Raw genomic sequence first — 13,174 nt, 5'->3', positions numbered from 1 at the left:
ATGTTTGGCATGGTTCTTAGACAACGATGAATGTTCTTCTTATTTTAATTCCCTCTGCTACTTTTGCAAGAGGTCTATTTGCTTGTTGATGTCTGAGCTGCTAACCACCTAACTGCTAACTTGTTACCATCTGATAGCTCGTAACAAGTTGCTCTAAGATAAATTTGACTCTAGAACTAGCCAAAAAAACCTCGCTAATTAGCAAGGTCTTAAAGGTTGAAAGAATAAAGTAGCTTCTACGCGCTGTAACCTCAGTTTAGATCACATCGGTACCAGTGATATTTGGCTCAGCGGTTGGCTGCGTGGCTAATGACTGGCAACCTGCTAAGACGCTAACTAAAGCTATGCTGGTCATTACTAATTTAATTGTGTTTTTCATGTGAACTCCTAAGTTAGTATTTAATAAATTTATTACTATAGTTCTCAAATAAGAGAAATATAACGATAAGAACGCTCTAGCTAATAAACTTAGCTCAATGAGCTACTATTAACTACTGTTTTTACCATTGCTGTAAGTTACTTAGTGTTAACAGCTAGATTTTAATGTAACAGGGACTATTCAAGCTCACTCTTTTGCAAGGCGGCATAACCGGTCAAACGCTTACGCTCCGCATTATTGAACAACTGTTTTTCTAACTGAGTGATTTGAGTTTGTGCTTTCGCCTTGTCAGTAGTTTGCGCCAGAATTTGCTGCTTTTGGCTTTGTAGCTGTTGAAAACGCTGATCGAAGTCGGCATCTTCTTGATCGACTTGCGCCAGTCTCTCGGCCGCTGGTACACCCACTAACTCTCGGCGCATGTTGTATAGCGCTTCAGGACTGGCACCTGCCGCTTTCATCCGCTCAGTACGGATCATAAGCTCATTAAGATTGGCTTGCTGCAGGATATTGGTTTTGATCGCACCATCTGGTAGACGGCTCACATAATCTTGTCTGGCAGCCTGTTTTTGTGCCTCGCTCATTTGCTCGTTTTGGTTGATTCTGACCATCTCTATACTATAGTCATCGTAGTTATCTTCTGCACCAAAGAAGGCTTCGATGGTGGTTTTGTCAAAATACTGCTGACGTAAACTCGCTACCTCTTGCTTTTGCTGAGCAATGGCATTCAAATCCAGCTCACCATTTTTGGTCGCTTGCAGTTGCAGATTGCCATAGCGTTTTTCTATATCAGGCAGTGCTTTGAGATACGCCACATAGTTGCCAAAGATAGCGACCGCTTGGCTGGCCGCAGGCTCTGGGGTATGGTGACGGATATAACTCTCGACACGCGCAAATATAACCGCTTCCTCCTCCTCTCCTATTGCGGACAAAAAATAATCGAACAACCGCCGTAAGCCTTCCGTAACGACCAATTGCTTGTGCTCATCAATGATAATCTCACCATCCACTTGCGTGCCTTTCAATGAGCGCGGCAAACGCTCCAATCCAGTGACAAATAAAGCATCGCTTTGAGCAAATGGTGCCTCAGCTTGAGTATTGCTTTGCGCCGTGGACAGTGTACTCTCAGACTTATCAGTGGGTGAAGCAGATAGCGACTGCTGAGTCGCCATCGGTTTATTATCTGGTTTAAACCACACAATCACCGCCGCCGCGATGACTATGATGACCACAGCGATTATAACAATCGGTAGATAAGCGGGGCGGCGATGTTTTGACATAGATACGAGTTCTTAGGCAATCATTAAATAGATCGTCATTAAATAGATGGTCATTGGGGTTAGAGATTGGCGTTTTTTAGGCGATTGACCTGAGTACGATAAATGGACTTGGGCTTAGACTCGCCCCATGCGGTCAAACCTAATACCTGATCGGCTGAATCCAAATGGTTCATGAGGTAGTTGTCACGAATCACATACCCAAGTCGGCTTGAGCAGGCAGAGACCAGACCATCATTGGCATCAAATAAAAACGGTACGCTTGTTGCTGCAAGCAGATAATCACTAGGGTCAAGGGCTCTCACGACTTGTCCGACACCACTAAATGAGTAATATTTGATACCGTTTGCAGAGGTACTGGTTGGCTGACCACAGTAACTTGTTGGCATTGCTGCGGGGAATTTGGCATTGAATTTGGCCGCACCATCGGTTGATAGCGCCATGAGTGATTGCCAGCCATCTTGCGCTTGTATCTCTTTAATACTGATGCCTGATCCCACATCTGTAAAGCCGCCAATCAAATTAAACACCCCTGATACCAGCTGTGTCGTGACGTTTGATGGCTCACCTGTGTCATTGTTTGGTTCAAGGACGTTTTTGACAAAATCGGCTGTTTTTGAGCCTTGCTCTGGGCTTGATACGGCGGTGACCGAGGCGACGTATTTTGGTGCAACGCCAGCGACATAGCGGATGTCTATACCGCCTTGACTGTGCCCAAACAAATTGACTTTTGGATCGCCTGAAATGGCAGTGATGGTTTTGACTTGCTGTAATAGCTGCTCGCCGCGGACTTCACTATTATTCACCGCTGATGTTTTGGTGGTGTACACCTCTGATCCACCTTTCATCAGCTCACTAGGAATCCCGTTGAAATAGTCTAAGACCCCAAACAGCTTGGTAAAACCGCCAAGCCCATGAGCCATGACCACTGGATACTGAGTCTTGGTATAACTGGAGGTAAAGTATTTGCTATCGACTAGCGTGCAGCCATTGGCGTTGGCACAATTATAGTACTGCCCTGCCGCTTGCGCTGAGGTCGCTGGCATAGTCATTAATAGCGCACTAGTACCTAAAGCACTGAGCACAGGCAGCAGTTTGTTTTTTGAGGTCGTGAGGAGAGTTGTATTAAATGTCATGAGCACTTCCTTGTCTTTACTGAGGTTAATTGGTCTTTTTATAAGCTCAATAACACAAACTACTTAATACAGCATATTTGATTGCAGTCAGTAGCAGCTCGCAAAAAACCTATGCCAATCCATTTGGCATTTCAATTACACTACTCATATAATTTGCAATAATCAATTGACAATTGGTTTTTTTAAAAACTGACAGGTCAATAGCCAACTTTTGATTGTTAAATAGATATTGTGATTTACGCACATTATCTCCATATAATGAACTATAACCTCTTCGATCCTCTAATAAAGCATTTATGCTATAATTAGAGCACTTCAAATCTATAACTGTAAGTATAAGAATATGATAAAGAAATCCCTCATTCAGTCTCCTGAAGCCATAGATAAAATGCGTGTAGCGGGCAAGCTCGCCAGCGACGTCCTAGTCATGTTAGATGAGCATGTCAAAGTTGGCGTCAGTACCGAAGCGCTAAATCAAATCGCTCATGATTATATCGTCAATGAGCAAGGCGCTATCCCAGCACCGCTGAACTATAACGGCTTCCCAAAATCTATCTGCACCTCTGTTAATCATGTGGTTTGTCACGGTATTCCTACCGAAAGCAAGCTGCTTAAAGACGGCGATATTATCAATATCGATGTAACGGTCATCAAAGATGGCTACTACGGTGATACCTCAAAGATGTGGATCGTTGGCGAAGGTTCTATCATGGCTAAGCGCATTTGTGATGTCGCGCAAAAGGCACTGTATGCGGGTATGAGCGTAGTCAAAGACGGCGCGCGTCTCGGTGATATTGGTGCGGCGATTCAAGAGGTGGTCGAGCCTGAGCGTTTTAGTATCGTACGTGAGTTCTGTGGTCATGGCATCAGTAACGAGTTTCACCACGAGCCGCAAGTGATGCATTATGGCAAAAAAGGTACAGGCTTTGAGCTTAAAACAGGCATGACTTTTACTATTGAGCCGATGATCAACCAAGGCACATGGCAGACCAAGATTTTGCCTGATGAATGGACGGCGATCACCAAAGATCGTAAGCTCTCAGCACAGTGGGAGCATACGATGGTGGTGACGGATAATGGCTGCGAGGTCTTTACCACGCGCCCTGAAGAAGATTTGAGTTTTTTGACCCAATAGTTACCTAAAAAAGATCGCTTACGCGGTCTTTTTTTTGCGGTTGATTTATACTTTATAGTATTAAAAAAAACATAGTATGACAACCTTCAGTATAGCTTTATAGCTCTCGGTTTTCTGCTTTCTAAGTATTTGATTTATGGAATAACAATCATGTTTACTTGCGATGTTGCCTCTGTTTATATCACGCCTCTACCTGCATTAGCTGCTCCTGATGAGTCAGCAGGCACGCCTTTATTGGTCGTCAATGACCCTAGCAAAAAGTCCTTGCTAGGCATTCCTGAGTGGCTAGCTCAGATCAATGAAGATATCAGCCGAGCGCTTGAGCGCGGGGTCAATATCAGACAATTAGTTGCGGCGCGCGCCTGCGCTATCGATGAGCTGTTAAGCAGTCTGTTTTTATGGTTTGAATTGGAGCAGACTGATCTGGCACTATTTGCTATCGGCGGCTATGGTCGCGGTGAGCTGTCTTTGTATTCAGACATCGATATTTTATTACTCTCTCCTGAAGATATCGGCACAGAAGTCAGCACAAAAATAGATCGCTTAGTTGCTATGCTTTGGGACGTTGGCTTGGAGCCTGCGCTTGCGGTACGTAGCGTTGACGAGTGCTTAGAGGCCGCTCATGATCATACCGTTGCCAGCTCCTTACTCGAAGCAAGACTACTCATCGGTAATAACGATCTAAAAGATACACCTATCGCCGTCGTTAATAAGCTGTGGTCGCAGCTCGATTTCTACGAGATCAAAATAGAGGAAGCCAAAAACCGGTACCTACACCACAATGCCACTGAATACAATCTTGAGCCGAATATAAAAACAGCCCCTGGCGGTCTACGTGATATCCATATTATTGGCTGGGTGACTAAGCGCTATTTTCGAGTTGGTAAGCTCTATGATTTAGTTCAGCAGAGCTTTTTGACCGAAAAAGAGTTCGATGAGCTCAGCTTTGCTGAGAGTTATATCTGGCAGATACGTCATCATTTGCATGAGCTGACTGGCCGCAATGAAAATAGGCTGTTGTTCGATTATCAGCGTGATATCGCGCAGCTCATGGGTTACGAGACTCAGCCTGATGACGAGCCCAACGCCGCAGTCGAGCGTTTTATGCGCGATTACTACCGCTGCGCTATGCAGATATCGACGTTATCTGAGATGCTGATCAATCATTATTTTGAAACTATCATAGAGCCGCACTTGCCTGAAGAGCAGCGCCCAAAAAAACGCCCTTTGAATGCGCGTTTCAATCAAATCGGCGATCAAATCGCTATCGCCCATCATCGTGTGTTTGCTCAGCATCCAGAAGCGATACTAGAGATGTTCTTACTGATGGGGCAGCAAGGCATAAAAAAAGTGCGCACCCATACGCTACGCGCGCTCAAAGTCGCAGCCCGCGGTATTGATCAGAACTACCGTGACACACCTGAGCATCAAGCGCTGTTTTTAGCCAATCTTAAAGAGCAAAACTATTTGTTCCACCGTCTGCGAACGATGAACCGTTATGGCGTCTTAGGTAATTACATCCCCTCTTTTGCACAAGTAACAGGACTCATGCAGTATGACTTGTTCCATCGCTATACGGTCGATGCGCATACGCTGTTTTTGATTCGTATTTTGCATCGCTTTACTGACGACAGGTTTCAGCAAGACTTTCCGCTGGTTAGCGCTATCTTTCAGCGTATCGAGCGAAAAGAGATCTTAGTGCTCGCGGCGATGTTTCATGATATCGCCAAAGGTCGCGGCGGTAATCATAGCGAGCTTGGGCAGACTGAGTCCATTGAGTTTTGTCTCAAGCATGGTATGAGTCTCGCAGATGCTAATCTGGTAGGCTGGCTGACGCGCTATCATTTACTAATGTCGATGACCGCGCAGAAAAAGGACATCTCAGATCCTGATGTGGTGACTGTATTTGCAGACCTTATCGGCAATGTCACCCATCTCAATCATCTATATGTACTGACTGTGGCGGATATGAATGCCACCAACCCGCAGCTTTGGAACAGCTGGCGCGCCAGTCTTATGAAGCAGCTATATTCGCAGACGCGGCGGATATTACGCGCAGATATTGACGCGCCGACTAATCGTCAAGATATGATCCGTGCCACGCGTCAGCAGGCTACGCAAATGCTGGATTCAGCAGATAATCAGCACATGGACCGTGAAGAGGTGCTAAGCCTGTGGGATGACTTAGGCGATGAATACTTTTTGCGGGAGATCGCTGAGGACATTCTTTGGCATACCGCAGCGATTTTGGCGCATCCGCCGATTGGCCGTGCTTCAAATGCTGATAGTGCACCTTTGGTCGTCTTGCGTGAGCATCGGGAGCTGGCGCTAGATGCGGTACAAGTATTTGTTTACACCCAAAATCAGGACAATCTATTTGCAGTAACGATGGCGGTCTTTGATCACATGAACTTGGATGTATTAGATGCTCGTATTATCACCGCCACACGCGATTTTGCTCTGGACTCTTATGTGTTACTTGACCGTAGCGGTACTTTATTGACGGAAACTGACGAGCAAGAAGAGTTAAAACAGCGCTTAATCAATGCGTTCAAAGATCCTAGCGCTCCTAAATTAACCAGCAAACGCATGCCTCGACAACTACTGTATTTCGATGTCCCAACGACGATTAGCTTTGAGTTCAATGAAGCGTCTAATCAGCATATTATGAGCTTACAGACGCTCGATCAGCCTGGGCTACTAGCACGTGTAGGTCAAGTGTTTTTGCAGCAAAGTATAGAAGTGCACGCCGCTCGTATTACGACTCTAGGCGAGCGCGCTGAAGATATGTTTTATATTAGCGATCAAAATGACGCGCCCTTATCTGACAGTAAGCTTGAAACCCTAAAAGAGGCCTTGATAGCCAGTCTAAGCGTTCGCCCTGATAATAGTCATAGCTAGTGGAAAACTGACTGAGTTACTTTAAAAGCATTCAGACTTAGTACTAAATAGCAGTCAATAGCTATAATTACAAATCACGGCGAGCAACAGTGCTTCTTTGACTTCCTCCCCGACCTAAAGGAACGGGGATTCCTACTAAAGACGGCCAAGCCCGACCGCGAGAATGTTTTTTGCTCCATTAACATCTCTGTTATGGGTCATTTTACAAGAACGACAAAACCACTCTCTTATACCAAGACCTGATCTACCTTTCGGACTGTCTTGGCGAGAGCCGCAACACGAGCAGGTTTGGGTGCTGTACGCTTCATTGACTTCGATATAGTGGCAACCTGCGTTCGCGCATTTGTAATCCAGTTGCCGCTTAATCTCAAACCAACCCGCGTCATAGACGGATTTGGCCAGTTTGGATGAAGTGAATGATGTTGATTTAATCTTTCCAACAACGATTAGGCTGTTGGCTTTAACAAGCTTTGATGTGAATTTATGGATCAGATCTTGGCGGGTGTTTTTGATCTTGGCGTGTATCGCACGGATCCGTTTTTTATTCTTGGCTCTTTGGGCAATGGCCAGTTTTTCAGCATATTGATGGGTGACTTTGGTTTGTAGCTGATCACCATCGCTACTGACTGCTGAATCCTTACAGCCTAAATCGATACCGACTTGGCCTGTGCCACACTTAGTCTTTGGAAATTCTTTGACGGTGATACAGGCATACCAGTAGCCGCGATTGTCTTGCACTAGCTCCATAGTATTGATGCTGTACAGGGCTAGGTTATAGCTGTCCCATAGATCAATAATCAGCTTTTCACCCTTAGCAAGGCTTAGCTGAATAGTAGATTTAAGGCTTTTCTTGCCTGATTGACGAGTTGATAGATGTTTTATGGCGGTCTTTTTAAACGGAATCCAGCCCAAGCTTCTTCTCTTGGCCTTTGGGTTGTTGGTGCGCCAGTTGAGTTTGGCTTTTTTAAACTGTTTACGGCTTTTGGTGTGAACCTCACTAATCGCTTGCAAGGTTTGACTGTGTAGATTTAGGTATTCACCCGCCCCTTTGGTGTAAGCGGCCAAGTCATAGGCTGAAAAGAATTTGCCAGTGCGCTGTAAATGTTTAAAACTTAGCTCATTGACGTAATTCCAGACAAAGTTGACTGCACCAGCCAAGATATTAAGCTGAGTGGCGTGTTTGTCTTTGATGCGTAGCTTGAGCGTTTTCATGGGATAATTATGATCTCAATGCAGCTGGGTATCAAGGGGTTCACCATACTGGGCGACAACGACTGATGCCTGATATCCACGCCCTAGAAGGACGTGGTTTTACGGCGCTGGATGATAAACAATGTCGTTAGCGACATCATTGAGCTCATCTTCAGCCAGATCTAAGGGTAAGACATCAGCATGAGTTTGCTGCTGTAAGATGAGTCTGCCCGCATCGATTTCATGGTTGAGCAATGCATGTAAGCTCACGAGCCGCAACTGGTGATGATTGTTCTCGTAGATGCGCTGTAGTGACAGCGGTGCCTCAGCATGTACATTAGGAAACAGACTATCTGAGGCAAGCACCATCATCTCATTAAAGGACTGCTCTCGCTTCAGCTGCGCTCTATGTATCTTATTTTGTAGCAGATTGGCCAGATTACCCTTAAAGACAAGCGCGGCGATAAAGACTAAAGTCTGTAAGGCGAATATCAGCACATATTGCTGGATAGACAGCGAGAAACTAAGCGTCTTGCTTGCCAGCATAAGCACAATCGCTACGACGACATAGCTGACTAACTGCCAAAGCAGCCACATCATTAGGCTATTATCACCGAACCAAAACATCTGCCGCTCTTTGAGATCTATGAGACGTTGACGCGCTTGCCACCACTGCTGCTCACGGCTCTTTAATTGTTCACATACTTTACACGCATGTGTTGAGTCGTACGCATGCTCTACTGCTGTACTTGCGCTATTATCCAGATCCGTACCGCTCATGTTCTTACTCTCAGGTTTAGAAGCTATGTAACTTTTAGTCATAATTATTAAGTCCTCTAAAGAGCACAATCCGTGTTGCTTGTCGCATTAGATGTTATCGGTTAAAAAGTAAGCGTTTGCCAATCGCTCTAAATAATGAGGGTGGGCTATTTCTGCTATCGACCTTGCTATATCAGTAGCGAATAACCACGATAAGAAAAAGACAAAAAATAAGAGAGGTGCTACACTGCGTTAATGTTATTTTTCTTTATTACTTTATTACTTTATTACTTTATTATTAATTGTCTATTATAGTTACTACGTCTATGAATCACAACTTACAAGCCCTGCACCCTTATCCTTTTGCCAAAATGAGCGACCTACTCGCTAACAGTAAGCCAAATCCAAGCTACAGCGAAATCAAGCTAGGTATTGGTGAGCCAAAACATGAGCCGCCTGCCTTTGTTTTGGACGTTCTACAGCAAAACTTGGACAGTTTAAGCCGTTATCCCACTACTAATGGGACTTTTGAGCTGCGGCAAACGATAGCGCACTGGTTAGAAAAGCGCTTTTTTTTGCATCATGTCGATGCTTATAAGCAAGTACTGCCCGTGATGGGTACTCGCGAGGCTATCTTTAGTTTTGTGCAAGCGGTTATCGATCATAGTGACAACTACAGTAATAATAGTGACAATCATAGCAAAGAGACGTCGCCGCCGATGGTGGTTATGCCCAATCCTTTTTATCAGATTTATGAGGGAGCGGCGCTACTGGCCGAGGCGACGCCTTATTTTGTTCCTTGTACCTTAGACAATAACTTTAAGGGTGATTATCGCTCGGTGCCGGTTGAGGTTTGGGAGCGCACTCAACTGCTATTTGTCTGTAGTCCAAACAATCCAACAGGCTCAGTGATGAGTTTGGACGATTGGGAATTTATCATGCGTTTATCTGATAAATACGGCTTTATCATTGCCAGCGACGAGTGTTATAGCGAGCTGTACTTTGACGAAGCCCCTATCGGCTTATTACAAGCGTGCACAGCGTTTGGTCGAGATGATTTTAGGCGCTGTATCGTTTTTCACTCCTTGTCCAAGCGCTCAAACTTGCCCGGTCTACGCTCAGGCTTTGTCGCAGGTGACGCAGCCCTGTTAAAGTCTTACTTGCAGTATCGCACTTATCAAGGCTGCGCTATGCCTATCCCGCATCAGCTCGCCTCTATCGCAGCTTGGCAAGATGAGAAGCATGTCGCTCATAATCGAGCGCTATATAAAGAAAAATTTGCCTTGTGGATGGCAGAGCTTGGCGATTTATTAGAGCTGCGGATGCCGGATGCTGGGTTTTACTTTTGGGTAAAAGTGCCGGAGCTATTTGCAGGCGACGATGAAGCGTTTGTAAAGGCGCTTTATGAGCAAGCAAATATCCATGCTCTAGCGGGGCGCTACTTATCCCGCGAGGTCAATGGTAAAAACCCTGGACAAGGATATGTGCGTATGGCACTGGTAGCAAGCGTTGAAGAGAGCCGCGAGGCGATTGAGCGTATTCGTCAATTACTGACTGGCGCGGCTGATAGCAAATAACTAGCAAATAACTAGCAAATAACTAGTAAATAACTGGCAAATAACGTTAGCGCCAATGTGGTCACTAATCCTTAATAACCCTAATATTATTAAGGATTATTTTTTATATAATGCTATAGTAATCAGACAACGACCCTATTTATTACTATAGCGGATTGATAACGCTATCACGGATGATGCCATGATCCCACTTGATTTCACCCAGCCGCCCTTTGATGTGTTGAGCTTAGCGGAACGCCAAAGTATCAGAAAACACACGCAGATACGTTATCTAGCTGCCGATGAGCGCTTAACGAGTGATGATTTACTCTACTTTTATGTGGTGATAAAAGGTCAAATCGAGCAGACCTACGCGGACGAGTTTGTCGCGGCCTACTTCGGTAGTAATCACTCCGACCACTTTCACAGTAACGACTGGTTCGATAGCCGCCGTACCCCTAAAAAAGCAACCAACACGCGCTCGCCTTCTTCCTCTTATGACTACCGCGCCGTTGAAGATACGCTACTGCTACAAATAGACGGTACGGCTATTGATAAGATTAGTGCCCAAAACCATCTAGTGCGTCAGCTGCTCTCGGATAAATTACCCGAAAAGCTCAAGGCCCTACAGCAGCGTCAAAGCACTAAGTCGCAAAAACTATCGCTGAGTCATAGTGGCTACACCGCCCAGCAAGAAGTACAGCAAATCATGCTGCAGCCAGTGACCGATGTGAGTTTATTACCGGTACATATCGTTGAGGCAGCTTCTAGCCTACAGCAAGCGGCACAGGTCATGACCGAAGCTAAGATGAAGCACGTGTTGGTGCGTCCACTAGCAGATAAAGCCAATAATATTAGCGACAGTTTGCTAGGGATTTTGACTGATACCGATGTTTGTAGGGCTGTCAGCGATAGACAAGACCCAGCAACTACCCCTTGCCAAGACTATGCCAGCTTCAACCTACGTACTATCAACGCTGATAGTGAGATTGGCGATGCACTACTGACTATGACTCGCTACCGTATTCATAGGCTACCCGTCCTCGATGATAGTGGCCAAGTCGCCGGTATCTTGGGGCAAAGCAATATGCTTGCCTATATTGGTCAGCACTCGCAGCTGATCAGTATTCAGATCGAGCAAGCCAAGGATTTTGCTAGTATTGATACCGCTGTCGAGCTGATTGGGCGCTATATTCGTGCTCAGCAGCAAAACGGTGTCAAGATTGGTAACGTCAGCCGCATGGTTCAGACGCTTAATGCGCAGGTATTTACTAAACTGTGGCAGCTTATCGTGCCAGAAGAGGTCTTTGACAACACTTGTGTGATCGTGATGGGCTCTGAGGGGCGCGGCGAGCAGATCATGCGTACCGATCAAGACAATGCGCTGATTATACGCGATGGCTTTAGTCATCCAAATCTCGCTGAATTCGCCGACTCTTTCAATCAGCAATTAGCGGCATTAGGCTATCCGCTGTGCGATGGTAATATTATGATGACTAACCCTATGTGGCGACAACCGCTACAGGAGTTTACCGCGCAGATCAGCCGGTGGTTTCAAAATACTGATCCGATGCAGGCGATCTATCTGTCCGCGATACTCGATGGCGAATATGTTTGCGGTGATGAGACGCTATTGACTCAAGTTCGTGAGCATCTCAAAGTTGCGCATCGCCACTCTGACCCTATGTTTGTGCGGCAATTCGCGCGCGCGGCTTTGCAGTTTGGCGATGTCAATCAGTGGTGGCAGCGCCTTGCGCCTTTGTTGGGTAAGACCAATGACGCCACTATCGATCTCAAAAAGTCTGGCCTGTTTCCGTTAGTGCATGGCATACGCAGTATGGCATTGGAATATGACATCCTACACGTGCCTAGTACTAGAGGTCGGCTCAGGGCACTCGTGCAAGCTGGAGTATTCAATCAAGAGCGAGCGACCACTTTAAACGAAGCATTGGAGTTCTTTATGGGTCAGCGCTTGGCAGTGGCGCTTGCGACTGATAATAAGTATGCTCGGCAAGTCGACCCTATGACCCTATCGGCGCTTGAGCGCGATGTATTAAAAGAGTGCTTATCGGTCGTGAAGAGCTTCAAAAACCAGCTACGCCAGCACTACCAGCTCGAGATCGGTTAAGGCAGAATTAAACGGTGTAAGCGCTATACTGCTTATTGACTACCACTATTATTGAGAAGCAAACACTTATGAGTTGGCTTAAGCAATTATCAAACCAATGGCAAAAAAGCAAGCTACAGCGTGCGGAGCTTGCCCCGATGTTTGAGCCGCCTATAAAAGATCAATGGGTGGCGATAGATTGTGAAATGACGGGTCTCAATCCTCGTAAGCATCACTTGCTCTCAGTCGCCGCCATTCATATCAATGGCGATACTATCGATACTGGTAATGGCCTACATCTAGTCTGTCGCCCGCCGGTCATGCCCAATCGCGATACTATCATCATTCATGGTCTACGGAGCGCCGATGTCGCTCAGGGTCTGAGCTATGATGAGATGCTGTCCATGCTACTGCCCTTTATCAGTAATCGTCCTATCGTTGGGTTTTGTCCGCAGCTAGACATCGCGTTTTTAAATCCCTTAATCAAGCAATATATGGGTACTACTTTGCCCAATGAAGTGCTTGATGTTAGACGCTTATACAGTCAACGTATGGGCGAGCGCGACCCGAATACGCCCAAAGCATCACAGCAACTCTCCAAAATACTCGCTCATTATAATATCCCTGAGTTTGGTAGCCATGATGCTTATAATGACGCCCTAATGACCGCTATGGCTTTTTTGCATGTGCGCTAAGAGGGCGATTTTAGTCTGTGTTTTATGCGCTTTTTGAGACT

General features: G+C 45.8%; 10 protein-coding genes. 5 read left to right on the top strand and 5 right to left on the bottom strand.

Going from position 1 to position 13,174, the window contains the following annotated elements; translation table 11 throughout:
- Positions 1-256 precede the first annotated feature (256 nt).
- The 3 genes from AAEY83_RS08555 to AAEY83_RS08545 all read right to left on the bottom strand — a co-directional run bounded on the left by AAEY83_RS08555 (position 257) and on the right by AAEY83_RS08545 (position 2,789).
- On the bottom strand, positions 257-379 hold the full coding sequence (locus AAEY83_RS08555; RefSeq protein ID WP_264673187.1) for a hypothetical protein: 123 nt from the start codon (positions 377-379) through the stop codon (positions 257-259).
- Positions 380-555: 176 nt separating this feature from the next.
- Positions 556-1,656, bottom strand: a complete 1,101-nt coding sequence (locus tag AAEY83_RS08550) for a lipase secretion chaperone (protein WP_025646682.1) — start codon at positions 1,654-1,656, stop codon at positions 556-558.
- A gap of 59 nt (positions 1,657-1,715) precedes the next feature.
- Positions 1,716-2,789, bottom strand: a complete 1,074-nt coding sequence (locus tag AAEY83_RS08545) for an esterase/lipase family protein (protein WP_025646681.1) — start codon at positions 2,787-2,789, stop codon at positions 1,716-1,718.
- A 343-nt stretch (positions 2,790-3,132) separates the two neighbouring features.
- On the opposite strand from AAEY83_RS08545, the gene map reads away from it, so the two are divergent.
- Together map and glnD are read left to right on the top strand one after the other, a co-directional pair.
- Entirely contained in the window at positions 3,133-3,924 is a 792-nt protein-coding gene (map, locus tag AAEY83_RS08540; protein ID WP_025646680.1) for a type I methionyl aminopeptidase, read from the top strand.
- 150 nt (positions 3,925-4,074) lie between these two features.
- Positions 4,075-6,825 (top strand): [protein-PII] uridylyltransferase, encoded by a 2,751-nt coding sequence (gene glnD, locus AAEY83_RS08535; RefSeq protein WP_025646679.1) that lies wholly within the window; start codon positions 4,075-4,077, stop codon positions 6,823-6,825.
- Between the two features lie 135 nt (positions 6,826-6,960).
- On the opposite strand, the gene AAEY83_RS08530 is transcribed toward glnD, so the two are convergent.
- Both AAEY83_RS08530 and AAEY83_RS08525 read right to left on the bottom strand, forming a co-directional pair.
- Entirely contained in the window at positions 6,961-8,037 is a 1,077-nt protein-coding gene (locus AAEY83_RS08530; RefSeq protein ID WP_025646678.1) for an RNA-guided endonuclease InsQ/TnpB family protein, read from the bottom strand.
- A gap of 99 nt (positions 8,038-8,136) precedes the next feature.
- Positions 8,137-8,838: a hypothetical protein gene (locus AAEY83_RS08525; protein ID WP_025646677.1), complete on the bottom strand. Its 702-nt coding sequence runs from the start codon at positions 8,836-8,838 to the stop codon at positions 8,137-8,139.
- A gap of 263 nt (positions 8,839-9,101) precedes the next feature.
- Between AAEY83_RS08525 and dapC the strand changes: the two genes are divergently transcribed.
- The 3 genes from dapC to AAEY83_RS08510 all read left to right on the top strand — a co-directional run bounded on the left by dapC (position 9,102) and on the right by AAEY83_RS08510 (position 13,133).
- The gene (gene dapC, locus AAEY83_RS08520; protein WP_025646676.1) at positions 9,102-10,352 is read left to right on the top strand and encodes a succinyldiaminopimelate transaminase; all 1,251 of its coding nucleotides are present in this window, start codon (positions 9,102-9,104) and stop codon (positions 10,350-10,352) included.
- Positions 10,353-10,533: 181 nt separating this feature from the next.
- Positions 10,534-12,459 carry a DUF294 nucleotidyltransferase-like domain-containing protein gene (locus AAEY83_RS08515; RefSeq protein WP_025646675.1) on the top strand — a complete coding sequence of 642 codons (1,926 nt, stop codon included), beginning with the start codon at positions 10,534-10,536 and terminating at the stop codon, positions 12,457-12,459.
- 68 nt (positions 12,460-12,527) lie between these two features.
- A complete protein-coding gene (locus tag AAEY83_RS08510) occupies positions 12,528-13,133 on the top strand; it encodes a 3'-5' exonuclease (protein WP_025646674.1) in 606 nt (201 codons plus the stop codon).
- Positions 13,134-13,174 lie beyond the last annotated feature (41 nt).

Source organism: Psychrobacter sp. TB20-MNA-CIBAN-0197 (genome assembly GCF_040309765.1).
In the GTDB taxonomy this organism is placed as follows: domain Bacteria; phylum Pseudomonadota; class Gammaproteobacteria; order Pseudomonadales; family Moraxellaceae; genus Psychrobacter; species Psychrobacter submarinus.
This window is presented reverse-complemented; position numbering and strand designations above follow the sequence as displayed.